Source organism: Ruegeria sp. D3 (assembly GCF_056534465.1).
This window is the reverse complement of sequence record NZ_JBQFPK010000001.1, coordinates 400,165-418,690: the sequence shown is the minus strand read 5'-3', so window position 1 is coordinate 418,690 and position 18,526 is coordinate 400,165. Positions and strand designations below refer to the sequence as shown.

Here is an 18,526-nt window from a genome sequence, read left to right as displayed (position 1 = left end):
CTGTCGCGCAATCGCCATTTGCGACGTTTTAGGTCAGATCACGCGCTTTTTGAGAAGATAAATATCCATGATCCACCCATGATCAGCGCGCGCAGTCGCTCGGGTGTCCAGAATCGACTGTGCAACATCGCTCAGAGGGCCGTTGATCAGGATTTCTTCAGTCATGCCCACATAAGCCCCCCACCAGATGTCATAATCTGCCATCTGAAGATGTTGGAACGAGCACTCACCATCCAACATGACCGCCACGTTTGATGCACCGTCTGGCCACCCTTCGTCGCGAATCCGCCGCCCCGTGGTCACGATGTAGGGGGCACCCAGATCGTTGATCGGAATCGCGTGGGCCGCCGTCAACGCCTGCAGCGCTGTGATGCCAGGGATCACCCGCGTCGTCGGTTGAGGGTCCAACCGCGCCGCGATTCGCAGTGAGCTGTCGTATAGCGACGGATCGCCCCAGATCAGTAGCGCCACGTGCTGTGCGCCGGGATGGGCGGTAATCGCCTCGCGCCAGCGCAGCGCAATCGCGTCGTGCCATTCGTCCACCCCGCGCAGATACCCGTCTTCCGAGCGGCGCTTGGGGATGTCGAAATAGGCGATCTGCGGCGGCGTGTCGGTCACCTGCGCAATGATCTTTTCGCGCAGCCCGGCCAGATCGGCCTTGTTCTCGCCCTTGCGGGGGATCAGGATCAGGTCCGCCGAGCGGATCGCCTGCGCGCCCTGAAAGGTCACGTGGTCAGGGTTCCCGGTTCCAATGCCGATCAAGGTCAGGTCAAACATCGTCAAACTCTGCCAGCGGGCCATAAAGGATCAGCGCCGGGGCGGTGCCTATCTCGTCCGCCAGTTTTTCGGACAGCGCGCCTACAGTACTGCGATGCAGCTTTTGTTCGGGGGTCGAGACGGATTCGGCCATTAGTGCTGGCGTCTCCAGCGGGAGGCCATGGGCGTGCAACGTTTCGACCAGCAGGGGGAAGGTGCGCTTGCCCATGAAGACGACCGTGGTCGCATCGGGGTCGGCCAGCGCAGGCAGGTTCAGGTCCTCAGGCAGTTTGCCGCTGACATCATGACCAGTGACAAACTGTACTCGCCGCGCGGTCAGCCTGCGGGTCAGCGGGATGCCCGCCGCCGCCGCTGCCGCCACGGCCGAGGGGATGCCGGGTATGATCTCGTATTCGATCCCAGCCGCGCGCAGGGCCACCAGTTCTTCTTCCAGACGCCCGAACATGCCGCCATCGCCGGATTTCAACCGCACGACCCGCTGCCCGGTCAGGGCGTAATCCACCAGCAACCGGCTGACATGGTCCTGCTTGGGCGAGGGGCGCCCCGCCCGTTTGCCCACGCCCACCAGATCGGCATCGTCGCGCGCATGGGTCAGGATCGGCCCGCTGCTGAGGTCATCAAACAGCACCGCATCCGCCTTCTGCATCCGGTCCACAGCCTTCAGCGTCAACAGCTCCGGGTCGCCGGGGCCTGAGCCAATGAACGAGACAAACCCACTCATACTGAGGCCTCCGCGATCAGGTGAAAGAACGTGCCGGTCACATTGCCACGCACCGATCCGGTCTGCGGCCCTTCGGCCCCTTCTGCGTCAAACACACGGGCCAAAGGCGCGTCAGGTTGCTCGATGATCGAGGAATAGTGGAACTCATGCCCCCGCAGGCCTGTGCCTACGGCAAAGCCGGGCATCGGGGCCAGCAGTTCGGCGCGGCGATAGCCCAGATTGAACTTGCGCTTTTCATAGGACGTCACCAGCCCCAACAACCCGGCCATCTGGTGCGAGACACCCTCTTTATCGATCAGAGCCTGTCCCAACGCCATATAACCCCCGCACTCCCCATGCACGGGCTTGGTTTGCGCGTGGTTCCGCAACCCTTCCTGAAAGACGGATGCGGCGGCCAGAATGCCTGCATGCAACTCGGGATATCCGCCCGGCAACCAGACCAGATCTGCATCCGCCGCCGGGGCTTCATTCGCCAATGGCGAGAACGGTAACACCTCGGCCCCAGCCGCCCGCCAGCCTTCCAGCAAATGCGGATAGGTGAACGAAAACGCCGCATCGCGGGCCAGCGCGATCCGTTGCGCCGGTGGCCGCGGCAGCGCGGCGGACGATGGCCCATTCGGGCCTGAGGACGCCGCCCGCTTGATCGCCTCAAGATCGACATGTTCGCGCAGAAACGCGGCATAGCCCACAATTGCGCTTTCCAGATCGGGATGTTCAACCGCCTGGATCAGGCCCAGATGCCGCTCGGGCAGGGTCAGGTCTCCACGACGGGGCAGCACGCCCAGAACCGGCAGGCCCGCGCGTTCCATTCCCAACCTCGTCAACCGCTCATGCCGGGGGCTGGCGCAGCGGTTCAGAATCACGCCCGCAAAGGGCAGATCGGGGTTATACATCTTGAACCCCAAAGCCGTCGCCGCCGCCGATTGCGCCTGACCGCCCACATCCAGCACCAGCACCACCGGCCAGCCCATCCGTAACGCGGTTTCCGCACTGGACCCATGACCCAGTTCACCGGGCTTGGCGACGCCGTCGAACAACCCCATCGAACCCTCGGCGACCACAATATCCGCGCCCTCAGCCTGCGCTGAAATCGCGTCCAACAAAGGCTCACCCATGGCCCAGCTGTCCAGATTGAACGAGGCCCGCCCCGCCGCCGCCCGGTGAAAGGCTGGGTCGATATAATCCGGTCCGCTTTTAAAAGGCTGAACGGTCAGACCATCCTCGGCCAGCGCACGTAACAAGCCCAGCATGACCGTGGTCTTGCCCGTTCCCGAGGACGGCGCGGAAATCAAAAGGCCCGGAGGGTTAGTCATCGCGTCATTCATCCTCGGGGCTCCAACTGGACCACGGGCTATCGGCGCTTTGCGGGCGATAGCGGCGGTCGTAATCTTTGGAATAGAGGCAGCTTTCGTCGAACCCTTCGCCCGCCAGCGCTGGGCCGACCATGATCAGGGCGGTACGTGCGATGCTTTCATCCAACACGTCTTTCAGGGTGTCCAAAGTGGCACGGATGATGCGCTCATCGGGCCAACTGGCCCGATAGACCACGGCCACCGGGCAATTAGCCCCATAGGCCGGGGTCAGGTCGGCGATGACCTTGTCCAGATTGCCGATCGAGAGGTGAATGGCCAATGTCGCGCCGGTGCGGGCGAAGTTCTCAAGCGTCTCACCCTCGGGCATCGAAGACGCGCGGCCCGGCGTGCGGGTCAGCACCACCGATTGCGCGAGGCCAGGCAGGGTCAGCTCGGTGCCCAAGGCTGCGGCAGCCGCAGCGAAAGAGGGAACGCCGGGGGTGACGCTGACCGGGATACCCATTTCTTTCAACCGGCGGATTTGCTCACCCATGGCGGACCAGACCGACAAATCGCCTGAATGCAGTCGGGCCACATCTTGACCGGCCTTATGCGCGGCGTCGATCTGGGCCATGATCTGATCCAGATCCATCGGCGCGGTGTTGATGATCTTGGCCCCCTCGGGGCAGTGGCTCAGGATCTCTTCGGGAACCAGCGAACCCGCATAAAGGCACACGGGACAGGACGCGATGATATCGCGCCCGCGCAGGGTCAACAGGTCGGCAGCGCCCGGTCCGGCGCCGATGAAATGAACGGTCATGTCTGTCCTCCGATGGCGATGGCGCAAGTGGCCAGCCGGTCGTCTGATATCTGTCGGGGTGAAAGCAGCCGCGCGCCCAGTCCGGCGGCGGCAAGGGCGGACGCTTCGGCCACGCTGCTGGTGCCGTAACTGGCGCGGCTGCGGGGCGAGCAAGTGAGCGTGCGCTGCCCGGCCAAATCGGCGGGTGCGATGAAATGCAGGGGCAGGGCGGTTTCGGCGGCGAATTCTGCAAGCGCGGCGTGACCTTCCTTGTCCGCGACGGTCGCCAAGGCGCTGACGGGGTGGTCCGCGGCGGCCGCCGTAAAGGCCGCGCGCAGGCTGTCCATGGTGGCGGCGGAGGAAAAGCCAAGGCCCGCGACGATCATAGCGTGACGCTCCACTGCACCACCGGATAGGCAGATTTCCAACCGCGTCGGGGGCCCAAAGGCGCAGCCTGAGCCAGTTCGATCCGCAGAAGGTCGCCGCCTAATGCGTCGTGCCATTGCGCCAGTAACGTTTCGCTTTCCAGCGTCACCGCATTAGCGACCAACCGCGTGCCTTCAGGTAGCGCATCGCGCAACCATGCCAGAAGGTTTGCGTTCAATCCGCCGCCGATAAACACCACATCGGGCAACGCAAGCCCGGTCAGGTCATCAGGGGCAGTGCCGTGGACTACACTCAGCCGATCCTGTCCCAGCGCATCCGCATTGCGGCGAATACGCTCGGCACGATCTGCGCGAGGTTCAATTGTGGTGGCCGTCAGTGTCGGATCACACATCAGCCATTCTATACTGATCGAGCCGGTGCCACCGCCGATATCCCACAAATGCTCGCCGCGCTGTGGGGCCAGCGCAGACAGGGTCAGGGCGCGGATAGGGCGTTTGGTGATCTGTCCATCGGTCTCGAATATCTCATCCGGCTTGCCCGAGGATTTCGGCAGTGCGCGCCCATCACCCGCGACCTCTAGCGCGACGCAGACCGGGTGATCGAACCCGCCCAGCAGCGCCTCGGTCAGGGACACACTGCGGGAACGCTCACGAGGGCCGCCGAGCGCCTCCATCACATGCAGGCGGGTGTCAGCAAAACCGGTCTCGGTCAGGTAAGTCGCCAGTTCCGTCACCGCAGCCCCGTTGCGCAGCAGCAGGATGGCGCGCAGGCCCGGCGACAGGTGTGGGCGCAGCCGGGTCAGAGGGGCGGCGTGCAGGCCAAAAGTCAGTGTTGCCTCCAGCGGCCAGCCCAGCCGGGCGGCGGCCAGCGAAAACGTCGATTGGCCGGGCAGGGCAGTCCATTCCCCGGCTTCGAAATTGCGCGCGATGACAGACCCCGCGCCAAACCAGAACGGATCGCCCGAGGCCAGCACCACGGTGGGCCGCCCCCGGAACCCCGTCAGCACGGGCAGCCCGTCGGCAAAAGGCACCGGCCATTCGACCCGCTGGGCCTGGCTGTCGGGGATCAGCGACAGGTGGCGCGGCGGGCCCATGATGATTTCGGCGCGGTCCAGCACTTGACGGCTTGCAGGCGACAGGCCATCAAGCCCATCCTCACCCAGGCCCAGAACGGTCAGCCACGGAGCTTCATGCATGACACATCTCCTGATCCTTGGCGGCACCACCGAGGCCAACGCCTTGGCCAAAACCGTGGCCGAGTTGGGCATCCCAGCGACCTACTCTTATGCCGGTCGCGTCGGCAACCCGCGCCCGCAGCCGCTGCCGGTGCGCGTAGGCGGGTTCGGGGGCGTTGCCGGTCTGGCCGCCTATCTGCGCGACCATACTGTAACCCATGTGATCGACGCCACGCACCCCTTCGCCGCGCAGATGAGCGCCAACGCGGTGGCCGCCTGCCATCAAAGCGGGGTGCCGCTGGCCGCGCTGACCCGCCCGGCGTGGGTGGAAAAGGACGGAGACCATTGGCAGCACGTTCCGGATATCGACGGCGCGGTGGCCGCCCTGTCCGGTGCGCCGCAGCGGGTGTTTCTGGCCGTGGGCCGGATGCATCTTCAGGAGTTCGCCACACAGCCTCAGCATCGCTACTTGCTGAGGCTGGTCGATGAACCGGGTACTCTGCCGTTGCCTAATTGCGATGTGGTTGTTTCGCGCGGGCCGTTCACTCTGGCCGATGATCAGGCGTTGATGCAGCGTCATGAGATCCAGTTGGTCGTGTCCAAGAACGCAGGCGGCCTTGGCGCGCGCGCCAAGCTGGACGCGGCGCGGGCGCTGGGCCTGCCAGTGCTGATGATCGACCGTCCGGCCCTGCCGCAGCGGGTCGAATTGTCGAGCGTCGCTCAGGTTCTGGACTGGCTGGCTCATTCTGGCGTGAACCTCGGGGTGTAGACGATCGGCGCGCCGTCACGCTCGATCACGCGAGTGCGGGACGAGCCGACGATGACCACCGTCTGCATATCTGCCATCTCGGGTGTGGCGTCGGCCAGTGTCGAAATCCCAATGGCCTCATCCGCGCGCGATACGGCGCGGGCGAACAGGATCAGCCGTTCGGGCTCGCATTCCTCACGCAGGATTTCCAGCGTCTTTACAAAGCCTTCAGGGCGGGACTTCGAGCGCGGATTGTAAAACGCCATCGAGAAATCTGCCTGCGCGGCCAGCCGCAGGCGCTTTTCGATCAAGGACCACGGCTTGAGGTTGTCACTCAGGTTGATGGCGCAGAAATCATGCCCCATTGGCGCGCCCGCACGGGCCGACGCCGCCAACATCGCCGTAATCCCCGGCAGCACGTCAATCTGGATATTACGCCACTCGGACGGGCCATTCTCCAGCGCCTCAAACACTGCCGACGCCATTGCAAACACACCGGGATCGCCCGAGGACACAACGACCACGCGTTTGCCCTCCGCAGCCATCTGCAACGCGTGCTGCGAGCGGTCGATCTCAACCCGGTTGTCACTGGCGTGCGGCGTCAGTCCTTCGCGTTCGGCCACGCGTGCCACGTACGGAATATAGCCGACCACGTCCGTGGCCTCGGCCAAAGCAGCGGTCACCTCGGGCGTCACCAGCGCCTCATCCCCCGGTCCAAGACCGGCGATCTTGACCCAGCCGCTCATGGTCTGCGCCCCTGTCCATGCACGATGATGATCGAGAAATAGGGAGTGATGCCGTCGCAGTTTTCAGACAGCTTGCAGACGCGTTGATTGGGCATCTGGGCATATTCGACGATCCACGCCCGGTCATACAGCCCAGCCGTTTTCAGCGCGCGTTTCACTTTGTCAATATTGCGGCCGATCTTCATCACCACCAGCGCGTCGGTCTGCGCCATCTGTTGGGCCAGAACGTCTTCGGACAACGTGCCTGCCAGAACAGTCAGGATGTCATCGCCCCATGTGATCGGGTCACCTGTCGCTGTCCACGCGCCGGACATGCCAGTGATGGCAGGTACGACTTCAACATCAGTTTTATCGCGCAAGCGATTGTAAAGGTGCATGAAAGAGCCGTAGAAGAACGGATCGCCCTCGCACAGAACCACCACATCCTCGCCATTATCAGACAGCGCCTTCAGATGCGCGGCGCAGTCTTCGTAGAACGCTGCAAGCAGTTCGTTATAGCGCGGATCGGTCAATGGGATTTCGGTCGTGACCGGGTATTCCATCGGGAATTCAACGGCGTTTTCGGGGATCATCCCATTGACGATTTTGCGCGCCTGCCCACTGCGACCGGGCTTGCGGAAAAACGCCACATGGCGCGCATTGCGCAGCAGGCGATCAGCCCGCACGCTCATCAGGTCGGGATCGCCGGGGCCGAGACCCACGCCATAGATGGTACCGCTCATTCCGCGCGGCTCGCGATGGCGTTGATGGCGGCGACGGTGATGGCGCTGCCGCCCAGACGACCCTTCACGATGCAGGACGGTACCGGCTGTGCCTCCCACAAGGCGTCTTTGGATTCGACCGCGCCGACAAAGCCCACGGGACAGCCGATGATCGCGGCGGGGCGTGGGCAGTCGGGGTCTTCCAGCATGTTCAGCAGATGGAACAGCGCGGTGGGTGCGTTGCCGATAGCGACAACGGCACCTTCCAGATGCGGGCGCCACAGCTCCAGCGCAGCAGCCGAGCGTGTGTTGCTCATCTCAGCGGCCAAGGGGCGCACACGTTCGTCATGCAGGGTGCAGATCACCTCATTGTCGGCGGGCAGACGGAACCGGGTCACGCCCTCGCTGACCATGCGCGCGTCACACAGGATCGGCGCGCCGTTTTCCAGTGCGGTGCGGGCAGCGGCCACAAACCCGGGCGAAAAATGAACGAACTCCTCCAACCCAACCATGCCAGCGGCGTGGATCATGCGGACAGCGACCTGTTCCTCATCGGCGTCGAACCGGGCCAGATCGGCCTCGGACCGGATGGTGGCAAAGCTCTCCTTATAGATCGCAGCGCCATCGGTTTCATAAGTATAGGGCATCAGGTGAAGTCCATATTCATAAGTGTTTCTTCGGTCAGGCCGGTCTGGCAGGGCTCATCCCCCGCGCGGCCTTGTTTGACAAGATCAAATCGTCGGGCATTGCCGACCAGGGTTACATCGGCGGGACCCATGCGCGCGCATCCTTTGGCGCAGCCCGAGACATGCAGGCTGCCCGGTACGCGTGCGGCCAAAGCACGGGCGATATCGCGGGTCTCCACTTGCGCTTGCGGGCAATATGGCGCGCCGGGGCAGGCGTCGGTCGTCATAAGCGGGTTGGTGCCATCTGTGACAAAGGCTGGGGCAGGTATCGCCGCCCCGCCCTCCAACAGGATCAGCCGCCAAGGTGTGACCCGCAGGGCATTGGCACCGCTTTGCGCAATCAGCTCTTTCAGGGCACGTGCGGGCAGTTGCCCGAAGGCCGCGCCATAGAGCGTTCCCTGATCGCAGGGACCGGGCTGCAACGGCCTGCCCAAAGGTCCCGGTGCCGTGCCCTGCCACTCTGATGGCAAGTTCGAGACCACGCGCGCCATGCGCCGGCTCTCGGGTGTGTAGGTTTGGGCGAACCATGCGGCTAGGGCGATCAACTGGTCGATGGCCTCGGGTTCTTGGACCAGACGTCCGGTCTCGGCCCCATCGGCGCGCAGGATCAGGCCGTTCGGGGCGGTTTCCAGCCGAATGTCGGCTGAATCCCCAGCTAGCAGGCGCTCAGGTCCGGTGTCGATGGCAAAGCCGAACTTGGCGGGCAGGGCGGGCAGTTCCGCCAGCCGGTCAATAAGTTCTTGCGCCAGCCGAGCGGTCAGGTCTCCGGCTTGGTAAAGAGGTGAGACCAGAATGTTGCGGCGCACCTCGATCCCCGGCTCGGCGTCTAGCAGGTTCAGCGCGGCCAGTTCGGACAGCAGCGATTGATGATCCGTCTCGGATACACCCCGCAGCTGCAGGTTAGCGCGGTTGGTCAGGTCGATGGTGCCATTGCCAAAACGCTCGGCCAGATCACACAGACCCGTGGCCTGCTCAGCTGTCAGTCGTGCCAGCCGAGGCCGCACCCGGACCACCAGCCCATCGCCCGACATCATCGGACGGTGCGCGCCGGGGCACCAGCCCTGTACGACGGGAGCGCTCATCCCAGCCCCTCCAGATCCGCACGGATCGAGTTGCGGCGCGTGTTCCATAACCCCGCCTCAAGCAAAGCGCGGAACCGGTCCTGCATGGCCTGATGGGCCTTCGGGTTGACCTCGGCGAGAAAAGCGTCGACGTCTTCGTTGCCCAACGTGGCATCGTGGTAGAGGTCAAACAGATGCGGCGCGACTGTGCCAGATAGATGCGCGAATGAGGCCATATGATCCAGCGTCGCGGCTATCTCGGCTGCGCCCCGGAACCCGTGGCGTTGCATCCCGGCGATCCAACCCGGATTGGCGGCGCGGGCGTGGACCACGAGGCTGATCTCTTCGGGCAGGGTCCGCGCGCGCGGGGTTTCGGGGTTGGTGTTGTCCAGATGATACAGCTGCGCCGCGCCGCCTGTGATCTTTTTGGCGGCGGCAAATCCGGCTTCATGCGTGGCGTAATCATTGGCCAGTAGCAGGTCGGTCTCGGTCAAATCCTGCAGGTGGACGAAACTGTCGGCATTGGCGACGCGCTGGGTGATGCCGTCCTTGTCCTGCGCGACATGCTCGCCTTCCAACGCGTAAGAGCTGGCATCCAGCCATGCCTCGCCCGCCTGTGTGCGCGCCTCATTGGTATAGATTTCGGACAATTGCGTCATGTTCACGCCATAGCTTCCGGGGGCGGGGCCATAGACGCGGGCGGCGGGTTCCTGACCGGCATAGGGGTTCCAATCGACCGCCTCATCGCGCGCCGACAAGGCCCGGATCGCCTGACCGTACAGCGCCGAAAGCGTCGGGAACACGTCGCGGAACAGGCCCGAGACCCGCAGCGTCACGTCCAGACGCGGGCGGCTGAGGTCGGTGATCGGCAGAACCTCGATGCCCGAGACGCGTTCCGAGCCCTTGTCCCAGACCGGCTTGACGCCCAGCAGATGCAGCGCCATGGCGAATTCCTCACCCGCCGTGCGCATGGTGGCCGAGCCCCAGAGGTCAACGATAAGCCCCTTGGGATAATCGCCTTCCTCTTGCAGGTGTCTCCGTACCAGTTCCTCGGCCAGTTTCACGCCCTGGGTATAGGCAGCGCGGGTCGGGACCGAGCGCGGGTCGGTGGTATAAAGGTTCCGACCCGTCGGCAGCACGTCCGAGCGGCCACGATAAGGCGAACCGGACGGCCCGGCCTCGATCCGTTTTCCGGCCAGCGCATCCAGCAACCCGTTACGTTCGCAATGTGCCGAGGGTCCGGGATCGAAATTACCGGTGACTTCGGGCGCCCGGCCAAAGATGTGCAGACCGTCACCGAACTGGCTTTCCTTGATGTCGCAGACAAAGCGGTCGATGCGAGTGATCGCCTCGGCGGTGCAGGTGGCCTGATCCAGACCCAGATCGCTTTCCAGCCCGATTGCCCGCGCCTCGTCGCGGATATCCTCTTGCAGTCGGTCGCGGCGTTTGGGGTCTAGACCATCGGCGTTCGAGAACTCATCCAGTAGGGATTCCAGCCGGACCATCCGGTCGGGCGTGCCGCTTTCTTTCAGCGCGGGCGGGATGTGCCCCAGCGTGACGGCTCCGATCCGACGCTTGGCTTGCGCGGCCTCGCCGGGATCATTGACGATGAAGGGGTAGATCACGGGCAGGTCGCGGATCAGCGCCTCGGGCCAGCATGTGTTGGACAGGGCGACGGATTTTCCGGGCAGCCATTCCAGTGTGCCATGGGCTCCGATATGGATCAGCGCGTCGGCGTGCAGGCTTTTGCGCAACCACAGGTAGAAGGCGACATAGCTGTGGCGCGGGGTGCGTGACAGGTCGTGATAGTCGTCATCGCGCAGCTCGGGCGTGCCGCGCTCGGGTTGCAGTGCGACCAGAGCTTTGCCCCGGCGCAGCGCGGTGAAGTGGAAGGCACCATCCGCGAAAGCGGGATCACTCTCGGGCGCACCCCAGACGGATTGCAGGTCGATGCGTAGCTGTTCGGGTAGGTCGGCCAGCGCGGCCTGATAGTCGGCAAGGGGCCATGCAATCCGCGCGTCCAACAGCGCGTCAGAAATTGGCTCGGCGGGGGCGGTGTCATAGCCTTCGGCCTGCAGGTCGGACAGCATCGCTTCGGCGGAGGCCAACGCGTCAAGGCCCACCGCATGGGCCATCTGCCAGTCCTTGCCGGGATAGGTGGACAGAACCAGCGCGGGCACCTGATCGGATTTGGGTTTGCCTTGCAAGTTCAGCCAGCCGGTCACACGGTCAAGGATGGCCTCAATCCGTTCCTCCTCGGCCCGGTGGGCAAAGCGGGAATATTCCAGATGCTGGTCGCGCTTGCCCGGCTCCTTGAACGAGGCGATGCCTGCTGAAATCCGCCCGTCCACCTCGGGCAGCACCACATGCATGGCGAGGTCGGCGGGCGAGAGACCGCGTTCCGCTTCGGCCCAGGCTTTGCGGCGCGAGGTGGCCAGTGCGACTTGGAAAACGGGTATATTGGCGGCGTCCAAGGGCGAGGTGCCAGATGCGCCTTTACCCGAGAAGGAGGTGGCGTTGATGATCGCGGATGGGGCCAGAGAAACGATGGTGTCGCGCAGCCAGTCGGCGGCGGTGGGAGCTTTCAGCGAGGGAGCGAATAGGCCCACGGCGTCCAACCCGCGTGCGCGCAGACTGCGGATTAGGGCGGCCACGGGGGCGGTGTCGGCGGATGTCAGATAAGCGCGGTAGAAGGTGACGAGGATGCGTTTCGCATCCCCGGAAAACGCCTGTTCCGCCGGGATCACACCGCGGTCCGGGCACCATGCGCCGCAGTCGGGCAAGGACTTGGCGCCCATCACCGGGCCCGCATACAGACCGGCTGCCAATGCCATCTGCGCCAAAGCGGCTTGTGCTGCAACCTCGCCACCGGTGTCGCAAAGATGCGCCAAGCGGCGCAGGGTGGAGACGGGCAGGGTCGAATAGTCATCCAGCCGCGTATCCTCGCGCCCGTCCGCCGGCAGCACGGCCACAGCAATCCCTTTGGTCTGCGCAAGCGATAGAACCTGCTGCAGTCCGTAGGACCAATAGGGCACCCCGCCGATCAGTCGGATCAGGATGCCCTTGGCGCCCTCCAACGTCTGCTCGACATAGGTATCCACCGAGAGGGGATGTTTCAGCGCCGTCAGATTGGCCAGCCGCAAGGTCGGCATCCGACCCTCGGGTCCGCCGCCACGATGCCAGCCTGCCGCGAAAGCACCAAGGTCGCTGTCCGAGAACGACAGCACCACCAAATCCGCCGGGCTCTGGCCCAGATCGGTTGGGGTTTCGGATTCCTCTAACCCGTGGCTTTCGCGGAAGACGACGTGCATAGTTTACTCGGCAGCCTCGGTGACGCCCACGAGGATGTCGCGAATTTCGGCCTCTTTGATGTCGTCATGCTCGGCAATCACCACCAGACGCGAACGGCGCTCTTCGCCAGGCTGCCACGGACGGTCGTACTGATGACGCACGCGCGCGCCCACAGCCTGAACCAGAAGGCGCATTGGCTTGCCCTGAACAGCGGCATAGCCTTTGACGCGCAGGATGTTCAGTTCTTTGGCAAGACGTTCGATTTTCGCTACCAGATCGGCCGGGTCGGTCTGTTCCGGCAGCTCGACGATGATGCTTTCGAAATCATCGTGCTCGTGATCATGGTGGCCATCGTGATGGCTGGGCCGCGCCTCCATGTCATCCTCAGCGGCAGCCTCAAGACCCAGCACGACGCGCACGTCCACAACGCCTTCGGCCACTTCGACGACCGGCAGAGGGCGCGGGGCCTCTGCGGCGATGATCTCTTTGGCTTTGGCGACACCTTCGGGGCCGGCCAGATCAGGCTTGGTCAGCAGGATGATGTCGGCGCAGGAGATCTGATCCTCGAACACCTCGGACAGAGGCGTTTCGTGGTCGATGGAATCGTCGGCCATGCGCTGGGCATCCACTGCCTCGACATTCGGCGCGAACCGGCCGGCGGCGACCGCCTCGGCATCGGCCAGCGCGATCACGCCGTCCACGGTGATTTTCGACCGAATATCGGGCCAGTCGAACGCTTTCAGCAGCGGTTTCGGCAGCGCCAAACCAGATGTTTCGATCAGGATATGCTCGGGGCGCGGCTCCAGCGCCATCAGCGCCTCGATCGTGGGGATGAAATCATCGGCCACGGTGCAGCAAATGCAGCCGTTTGCCAGTTCCATGATGTTCTCTGCCGGGCAATCGGGGATGGCGCAGGATTTCAGGATATCGCCGTCCACGCCGACATCGCCAAACTCGTTGACCACAACGGCCAGACGCTTGCCCTGCGGGTTCTGCATCAGGTGTCGCACCAGCGTGGTCTTGCCCGAACCCAGAAAGCCGGTGATCACAGTAACGGGGAGTTTTTCCAAAGTGGACATGTCAGGCTCCAATCGGGGGAATGCGCGAGGCGCAGTTTTTGCGGAAATGTTCGGGGCGCTCGCGCCATTTGACCAGACCGTCTTCGGTGGCCAGATACTTGGTGGCACCGTCTACGATCACGTCGACATGATCGACTTCGTTCAGGTTCTCATAAACAAAGGTCCAGCGTTCCGGCCCGCCGCGCAGCACGATGGAACAGCCCTGATCGCAATTCGACAGGCATTCAACAGCCTTCAGCGCCACGCCCTCGGGCAGTTCAGCCTGTTCCAACGCCTTGTGCAGCAACGTGCCGGGGCGTTGGGCGTCATCTTCAATGGGTAGGCCGCGGCGGCAGGTGGTGCAAACCAGCAGCTCGACCGGAGCGGTTTCGGTCATGTCTCTCATCCCCCTAAATCCTCATCGTGGGGGACGGGGTTTCATGCGGGTCGTGCGTGACCCGGCACCGGAACACCCCGTCCGGTTTCAATCGCGGGTGCTGGCAGGTCTCCCGGCTTGCGGATTTCAGGGCGGTTGCCCTGTCGGATGACCCGCCTTCCCGGCCTTGCTGGCCAGTGGCTTGGGCACCCTCTCCGGTCACGGTCGCGGGGGCGGCTGCGTTTGACGGATGACCCGCTGACGCATTCCCTTTTCATCCATCTGCAGATGGACACCAACGGATCGGACATGCGGCACCGGGCAGGCCCTTGTCAAGCGAGTCGCAAACATCTTTCGCACCTCGGGTTAAAAGCGACCTGACAGCGTCGCTGGGCGGCATGACTTTGGGTGGGGCGGCATGGTGCCATGGACAAAACGACGCCAAAAAAGGAGGTGTATCGCATGAAGGTGGGCTTTATCGGCTTGGGCAATGTGGGCGGCAAACTGTCAGGGTCTTTGCTGCGCAACGGGATCGAACTGACGGTACATGATTTGAACTCTGACCTCGTCGACGGTTTCGTGTCACAGGGGGCCAAGGCCGCCGAAAGCCCGGCCCAGCTGATGCGCGATTGCGACGCGGTTATTACCTGCCTGCCATCACCTGCCGCTTCGGACGCGGTGATGCAGGAGATGCTGCCTGAGGTCAGCCCCGGCAAAATCTGGATGGAGATGTCCACCACTGATGAAGCCGAAGTCAAGCGATTGGGCGCTCAGGTGATCGAACGTGGCGGCGCAGCGGTAGACTGTCCTGTGTCGGGTGGCTGTCATCGCGCCGCGACGGGCAATATCTCGATCTTCGCGGGCTGCGACCGGGCCACGTTCGAGCGCATACTGCCCTTTCTGACCACCATGGGCCGACGGGTTCTGCATACCGGTGACCTCGGGACTGCTTCGGTGTTGAAAGTGCTGACCAATTACCTCGCCACCGCCAACCTGATCACCTGCGCGGAAGCACTTGTGACCGCCAAAGCCGCCGGGATGGATCTGAACACCACATATGAGGCAATCAAGATCTCGTCTGGGACATCCTTCGTGCATGAAACCGAAAGCCAAGTCATTCTGAACGGCTCGCGGGACATTTCGTTCACGATGGATTTGGTGAAAAAGGACATTGGCCTGTTTCAGGATGTGGCGGACCGGGCGGGGGTGCCGCTCGAGATCAACCCGGTGATGATGCGTATCTTTGACGACGGCATCGCCCGTTATGGCGACCGAGAGTTTTCCCCTAATATTATCAAGCGGTTGGAAGAGGCCACCGGGCTGGATATCACAGCCCCCGGCTTCCCGTCCGAAATGGAAGACTACGAGCCGGAAGCGTCCGGATTCGAGGTTATTCCTCAGGGACGTCGGGCCGAATGACGCAATTACACTGCGCGAAAACGCTTTGACCAGCTTGGAAAAGAGGCGGCGAGTATTGGGCTCGCTGCCACTTTGTCAGGCCACTGAACTACCTGAACCAACGGGGCAAGAGTCAATTTGTGTGCGGATAGACCCAAGTATGGTGAATAGCCAAACCCTAGGAAAACCTGTTCGAAGACTTCAAATACTAAGTGCCAATCATGTCGCAAGTTACGAGCTTGCATTCCCGCGAGCCGCCCGTTTTCCGTAGATCCGGTACTGCCCGCTTGGTTCATGCCTATGCGTTCAGTAGGATTTCGCCTGCTTATTTCGCGACCACAAGGTCGTGCTAGCATGAATGCCAAGTTGCTTTTTTCCAGTCGCACATCCAAAAACGCCTGTGTCCTGGTGAACATCAGCGTCCTTTGTCAGATCAAGGACCGTATTTGTGACTTTCGCTTGAAAGCGGTAAGCCTAACATCAACAGGCGCACGCCAACGCCGCGCAGTGTTGCCCTGAGTTCAATGGCGCACTCGGCTATCCAGACTGTCACTCATGGTTTCTTAATCCATTCCGGAGGGCGTGGGCGTTGCATAGGGCAACGCAGTAGTATTCGCTCAAGCAACGATATTCTTACAGATGTTCTCTTTTGCTCATAAGACGGAGGGATAGGCCAACGGAAGTAATAAATACCGTGTCTTGAGAGGCTTAAATAGGATGACAGTATCATTGCAGGTGTGTCCCACTTTGTGTCACACCCGAGCACCACAGGGCTAAGTCAATGATTTAGAATAAAATGGAGGCGAGTACCGGAATCGAACCGGTGTACACGGATTTGCAATCCGCTGCGTCACCACTCCGCCAACTCGCCTTTTCAAGTAAAATCAAATACTTGTCGTGGTGTGATCGGCGTTTTAGCAGCTTTCGTCTGGGGCGTCCAGAGGGGTGGGCGCAAATTTCAGTCTGCTTATTTGTCACAGCAGTGCTCTTGTCCTGAATTATTGCCTGATATCGTAAGTTTGAAGGCACTGAGGCGTTGCCGGTTTCTTCTGGATATGGCACAAGCCACGCACACTAGGGAACAGAACGAGCGATCCAATGACAGATTTCGCAGCCCGTCGCCGTACAATGGTTGACACGCAAATCCGACCCTCTGACGTCACGAAATTTCCTATCATCGACGCGATGCTTACCGTCCGGCGCGAGAATTTCGTCCCGGATTCGCAGCGCGAGGCGGCTTATGTCGAGGAGCTGATCGACCTCGGGAACGGTCGCTGTATGCTTGAACCCAGAACTCTGGCTAAGATGCTGGACGTGTTGAATATTTCTAATGATGAAGCCGTGTTGGATATTGCTCCGGCCATGGGGTATTCGACAGCAATTGCAGCGCGAATGGCCGAATTGGTCGTGGCCGTGGAAGACGACGAAGACCTGGCAGCAGAGGCTCAGACCATACTTATGGATGCAGACGCCGACAATGCCATCGTCCATGTCGGGCCGCTCGAGCAAGGCGCGACCGAGCATGGGCCATACGATGTGATCATGGTGCAAGGAGGGGTCGAGCAGATTCCGGACAAGCTGATTGATCAGTTGAAAGACCACGGTCGAATTGCGTGCGTGTTCATGGAAGGTGCACTGGGCACCGTTCGGATCGGTCATAAGTCGAATGGCCGTGTGACCTGGCGTCATGCGTTCAACGCCAATGCGCCGGTTTTGGCAGCATTTTCCACAGAAAGTGTATTTTCGCTATAATTCCGTGATAGTTTTTTCTGTCGCCTTGATTAGTTGAAAACAAACGCGCAAACTGTCGACAGGGCAGCGTAATTTTTGATTTGAGAGGATTTCGTGATGAGTTCCAAAGCGGGAGGTAAACTGGTCAAGGCGATGGCGCTGACGGCCGGAATTGCGCTTAGTGTTTTACCCGGGCGGTTCGCCTGGGCGGATAATCTGACGGATGCGTTCATCGGGGCATACAATACGAGCGGGTTGCTCGAGCAGAACCGGGCTTTGCTGCGTGCGGCTGACGAAGACGTTGCGATTGCGCTGGCAGCTTTGCGGCCGATCATCAACTGGACCGTGCAAATCAGTCAAGACTACACTCGCTCGACTGTTGATGACGTTGTGAACCGTCAGGAACCGACTAACTTCTTTACCGGCCTGACGTTGAGCCAATTGATCTATGATGGTGGTTTTTCGGTACTGGGCAAACAGTCTGCGCAAGAAATCGTTCTGTCCACGCGTCAAAATCTGATTGATATCGAACAAGCCGTTTTGTTCCGGGCTGTGAACGCTTATCTGGATGTAGTTCTTCAAGAAGAAACTGTCCAAATTCAGTTGAACGATGTCGAAGTCTCGGCCGAAGAACTGCGTGCGTCGCAGGACCGATTTGACGTTGGTGAAGTGACTCGTACTGACGTGGCGCTGTCCGAAGCACAGCTTGCTAGTGCACAGGCAGAACTGGCGGTCGCGCGCGGTAACCTCAGCACCGCGCAGGCCGAATATGTAAACGCTGTTGGTAAAGCCCCCGGCGCTACGGCGGGTCAGCCCAGTTTGCCGAGCCTTCCCAATTCAGAATCTGAGGCCATTGCTTTTGCGCAACGCAACCACCCGGCGATCCTGTCATCGCAGCACGAAGTGCGCGCTTTTGATCTGCTGGTTCAGCAGCAAAGGGCCAATTTGGGTCCGAACGTGTCGCTGAACGCCGATGCAGGTATCACCGAGAGCTTTGACAATGATGATGACCTCGAAGATGCAACGATCGCGTTGAACTTCAACCAACCTATTTACGCCGGCGGTGCGTTGGCCGCTCAGGTTCGTCGCGCTATGGCGACACGTGATGCATCCCGCGCCAACTTGCTAAACGTCCAAAAGGACATCACTCAGGGTGTTTCGGCATCTTATGCCAACTTTCAGGCCGCAGCGGCTAGTCTCCGGGCCTCGACAGAACAGGTTCGGGCCTCGCAAGTTGCCTTTGATGGCATCCGCGAAGAAGCAACATTGGGTGCACGGACCACGCTGGACGTGCTCAATGCGCAGCAGGATCTGCTGGATGCGCAGTTGAACGAAGTTGCTTCGCGCACTGAACGGTCGCGGGCGGCATACCAGCTGCTGCAAGCGCAAGGCTTGCTTACCGCTGAACGCCTGGGTCTTGCGGTGCAGATTTATGATCCGACGCTTTACTACAATCTGGTGAAGAAAGCCCCAGCTCAGGTTAGCAGGCAGAGCAAGGATCTGGATCGCGTCCTCAAAGCATTGCGGCGTGATTAAACGCCGCGACTATCTGTTGTGAGGTTGAAAGTGTTTGGCTACAC

Annotated in this window: 17 protein-coding genes, 1 tRNA gene and 1 riboswitch; of the genes, 4 read left to right on the top strand and 14 right to left on the bottom strand. The window is 61.8% G+C overall.

Annotated elements, in window-relative coordinates:
* Nucleotides 1-33 precede the first annotated feature (33 nt).
* Genes cobF through cbiE form a run of 6 tightly spaced genes read right to left on the bottom strand, consistent with a single transcriptional unit; the run spans nt 34 to nt 5,171 of the window.
* Nucleotides 34-777: a precorrin-6A synthase (deacetylating) gene (gene cobF, locus ACR0DX_RS02090; protein WP_170354674.1), complete on the bottom strand. Its 744-nt coding sequence runs from the start codon at nt 775-777 to the stop codon at nt 34-36.
* On the bottom strand, nt 770-1,498 hold the full coding sequence (gene cobA, locus ACR0DX_RS02085; RefSeq protein WP_170354673.1) for a uroporphyrinogen-III C-methyltransferase: 729 nt from the start codon (nt 1,496-1,498) through the stop codon (nt 770-772). The genes cobF and cobA overlap by 8 nt, the downstream gene beginning before the upstream one ends.
* Nucleotides 1,495-2,823, bottom strand: coding sequence for a cobyrinic acid a,c-diamide synthase CobB (locus tag ACR0DX_RS02080; protein WP_170354672.1), 1,329 nt, complete (start codon nt 2,821-2,823; stop codon nt 1,495-1,497). The genes cobA and ACR0DX_RS02080 overlap by 4 nt, the downstream gene beginning before the upstream one ends.
* Nucleotides 2,816-3,610, bottom strand: coding sequence for a precorrin-4 C(11)-methyltransferase (cobM, locus tag ACR0DX_RS02075; RefSeq protein ID WP_170354671.1), 795 nt, complete (start codon nt 3,608-3,610; stop codon nt 2,816-2,818). The genes ACR0DX_RS02080 and cobM overlap by 8 nt, the downstream gene beginning before the upstream one ends.
* A complete protein-coding gene (locus ACR0DX_RS02070; protein WP_480845058.1) occupies nt 3,607-3,975 on the bottom strand; it encodes a cobalamin biosynthesis protein in 369 nt (122 codons plus the stop codon). Before ACR0DX_RS02070 ends, cobM begins: the two co-directional genes overlap by 4 nt.
* Nucleotides 3,972-5,171, bottom strand: a complete 1,200-nt coding sequence (cbiE, locus tag ACR0DX_RS02065; RefSeq protein ID WP_170752366.1) for a precorrin-6y C5,15-methyltransferase (decarboxylating) subunit CbiE — start codon at nt 5,169-5,171, stop codon at nt 3,972-3,974. Before cbiE ends, ACR0DX_RS02070 begins: the two co-directional genes overlap by 4 nt.
* Here cbiE and ACR0DX_RS02060 point away from each other — a divergent pair.
* Nucleotides 5,170-5,919 (top strand): cobalt-precorrin-6A reductase, encoded by a 750-nt coding sequence (locus ACR0DX_RS02060; protein ID WP_170354669.1) that lies wholly within the window; start codon nt 5,170-5,172, stop codon nt 5,917-5,919. The genes cbiE and ACR0DX_RS02060 overlap by 2 nt on opposite strands.
* Here ACR0DX_RS02060 and cobJ read toward each other — a convergent pair.
* From cobJ to ACR0DX_RS02025, 7 genes are read right to left on the bottom strand one after another with little or no spacing between them, the layout of a single operon-like run.
* Nucleotides 5,892-6,644: a precorrin-3B C(17)-methyltransferase gene (gene cobJ / locus ACR0DX_RS02055; protein WP_170354668.1), complete on the bottom strand. Its 753-nt coding sequence runs from the start codon at nt 6,642-6,644 to the stop codon at nt 5,892-5,894. The genes ACR0DX_RS02060 and cobJ overlap by 28 nt on opposite strands.
* The gene (locus tag ACR0DX_RS02050) at nt 6,641-7,366 is read right to left on the bottom strand and encodes a precorrin-2 C(20)-methyltransferase (protein ID WP_170354667.1); all 726 of its coding nucleotides are present in this window, start codon (nt 7,364-7,366) and stop codon (nt 6,641-6,643) included. The genes cobJ and ACR0DX_RS02050 overlap by 4 nt, the downstream gene beginning before the upstream one ends.
* Nucleotides 7,363-7,992, bottom strand: coding sequence for a precorrin-8X methylmutase (locus tag ACR0DX_RS02045; RefSeq protein ID WP_170354666.1), 630 nt, complete (start codon nt 7,990-7,992; stop codon nt 7,363-7,365). The genes ACR0DX_RS02050 and ACR0DX_RS02045 overlap by 4 nt, the downstream gene beginning before the upstream one ends.
* On the bottom strand, nt 7,992-9,113 hold the full coding sequence (gene cobG, locus ACR0DX_RS02040; RefSeq protein ID WP_170354665.1) for a precorrin-3B synthase: 1,122 nt from the start codon (nt 9,111-9,113) through the stop codon (nt 7,992-7,994). Before cobG ends, ACR0DX_RS02045 begins: the two co-directional genes overlap by 1 nt.
* The gene (gene cobN, locus ACR0DX_RS02035) at nt 9,110-12,403 is read right to left on the bottom strand and encodes a cobaltochelatase subunit CobN (protein ID WP_480845010.1); all 3,294 of its coding nucleotides are present in this window, start codon (nt 12,401-12,403) and stop codon (nt 9,110-9,112) included. Before cobN ends, cobG begins: the two co-directional genes overlap by 4 nt.
* Nucleotides 12,404-12,406: 3 nt before the next feature.
* Nucleotides 12,407-13,462, bottom strand: a complete 1,056-nt coding sequence (gene cobW, locus ACR0DX_RS02030; RefSeq protein ID WP_480845008.1) for a cobalamin biosynthesis protein CobW — start codon at nt 13,460-13,462, stop codon at nt 12,407-12,409.
* Between the two features lies 1 nt (nt 13,463).
* Nucleotides 13,464-13,838 (bottom strand): DUF1636 family protein, encoded by a 375-nt coding sequence (locus tag ACR0DX_RS02025; protein WP_170354662.1) that lies wholly within the window; start codon nt 13,836-13,838, stop codon nt 13,464-13,466.
* An 85-nt stretch (nt 13,839-13,923) separates the two neighbouring features.
* Nucleotides 13,924-14,132: riboswitch (cobalamin riboswitch) on the bottom strand.
* A gap of 111 nt (nt 14,133-14,243) precedes the next feature.
* Between ACR0DX_RS02025 and ACR0DX_RS02020 the strand changes: the two genes are divergently transcribed.
* Entirely contained in the window at nt 14,244-15,236 is a 993-nt protein-coding gene (locus tag ACR0DX_RS02020) for an NAD(P)-dependent oxidoreductase (protein ID WP_170354661.1), read from the top strand.
* A 776-nt stretch (nt 15,237-16,012) separates the two neighbouring features.
* On the opposite strand, the gene ACR0DX_RS02015 is transcribed toward ACR0DX_RS02020, so the two are convergent.
* A tRNA-Cys gene (locus ACR0DX_RS02015) sits at nt 16,013-16,086 on the bottom strand.
* Nucleotides 16,087-16,313: 227 nt separating this feature from the next.
* Here ACR0DX_RS02015 and ACR0DX_RS02010 point away from each other — a divergent pair.
* Both ACR0DX_RS02010 and ACR0DX_RS02005 read left to right on the top strand, forming a co-directional pair.
* Nucleotides 16,314-16,967 (top strand): protein-L-isoaspartate O-methyltransferase family protein, encoded by a 654-nt coding sequence (locus tag ACR0DX_RS02010; RefSeq protein WP_170354660.1) that lies wholly within the window; start codon nt 16,314-16,316, stop codon nt 16,965-16,967.
* A 96-nt stretch (nt 16,968-17,063) separates the two neighbouring features.
* Nucleotides 17,064-18,482, top strand: coding sequence for a TolC family outer membrane protein (locus ACR0DX_RS02005; protein WP_170354659.1), 1,419 nt, complete (start codon nt 17,064-17,066; stop codon nt 18,480-18,482).
* Nucleotides 18,483-18,526: the final 44 nt, after the last annotated feature.

Excerpts from the sequence above, each read along its gene's own strand:
- cobW (WP_480845008.1), bottom strand. The coding sequence starts at position 13,462 with ATGTCCACTTTGGAAAAACTCCCCGTTACTGTGATCACCGGCTTTCTG.
- cbiE (WP_170752366.1), bottom strand. The coding sequence starts at position 5,171 with ATGCATGAAGCTCCGTGGCTGACCGTTCTGGGCCTGGGTGAGGATGGG.
- cobM (WP_170354671.1), bottom strand. The coding sequence starts at position 3,610 with ATGACCGTTCATTTCATCGGCGCCGGACCGGGCGCTGCCGACCTGTTG.
- ACR0DX_RS02010 (WP_170354660.1), top strand. The coding sequence starts at position 16,314 with ATGACAGATTTCGCAGCCCGTCGCCGTACAATGGTTGACACGCAAATC.
- ACR0DX_RS02045 (WP_170354666.1), bottom strand. The coding sequence starts at position 7,992 with ATGCCCTATACTTATGAAACCGATGGCGCTGCGATCTATAAGGAGAGC.
- ACR0DX_RS02070 (WP_480845058.1), bottom strand. The coding sequence starts at position 3,975 with ATGATCGTCGCGGGCCTTGGCTTTTCCTCCGCCGCCACCATGGACAGC.
- ACR0DX_RS02005 (WP_170354659.1), top strand. The coding sequence starts at position 17,064 with ATGAGTTCCAAAGCGGGAGGTAAACTGGTCAAGGCGATGGCGCTGACG.
- ACR0DX_RS02080 (WP_170354672.1), bottom strand. The coding sequence starts at position 2,823 with ATGAATGACGCGATGACTAACCCTCCGGGCCTTTTGATTTCCGCGCCG.
- cobF (WP_170354674.1), bottom strand. The coding sequence starts at position 777 with ATGTTTGACCTGACCTTGATCGGCATTGGAACCGGGAACCCTGACCAC.
- cobJ (WP_170354668.1), bottom strand. The coding sequence starts at position 6,644 with ATGAGCGGCTGGGTCAAGATCGCCGGTCTTGGACCGGGGGATGAGGCG.
- ACR0DX_RS02060 (WP_170354669.1), top strand. The coding sequence starts at position 5,170 with ATGACACATCTCCTGATCCTTGGCGGCACCACCGAGGCCAACGCCTTG.
- cobN (WP_480845010.1), bottom strand. The coding sequence starts at position 12,403 with ATGCACGTCGTCTTCCGCGAAAGCCACGGGTTAGAGGAATCCGAAACC.
- ACR0DX_RS02025 (WP_170354662.1), bottom strand. The coding sequence starts at position 13,838 with ATGACCGAAACCGCTCCGGTCGAGCTGCTGGTTTGCACCACCTGCCGC.
- ACR0DX_RS02050 (WP_170354667.1), bottom strand. The coding sequence starts at position 7,366 with ATGAGCGGTACCATCTATGGCGTGGGTCTCGGCCCCGGCGATCCCGAC.
- ACR0DX_RS02020 (WP_170354661.1), top strand. The coding sequence starts at position 14,244 with ATGGACAAAACGACGCCAAAAAAGGAGGTGTATCGCATGAAGGTGGGC.
- cobG (WP_170354665.1), bottom strand. The coding sequence starts at position 9,113 with ATGAGCGCTCCCGTCGTACAGGGCTGGTGCCCCGGCGCGCACCGTCCG.
- cobA (WP_170354673.1), bottom strand. The coding sequence starts at position 1,498 with ATGAGTGGGTTTGTCTCGTTCATTGGCTCAGGCCCCGGCGACCCGGAG.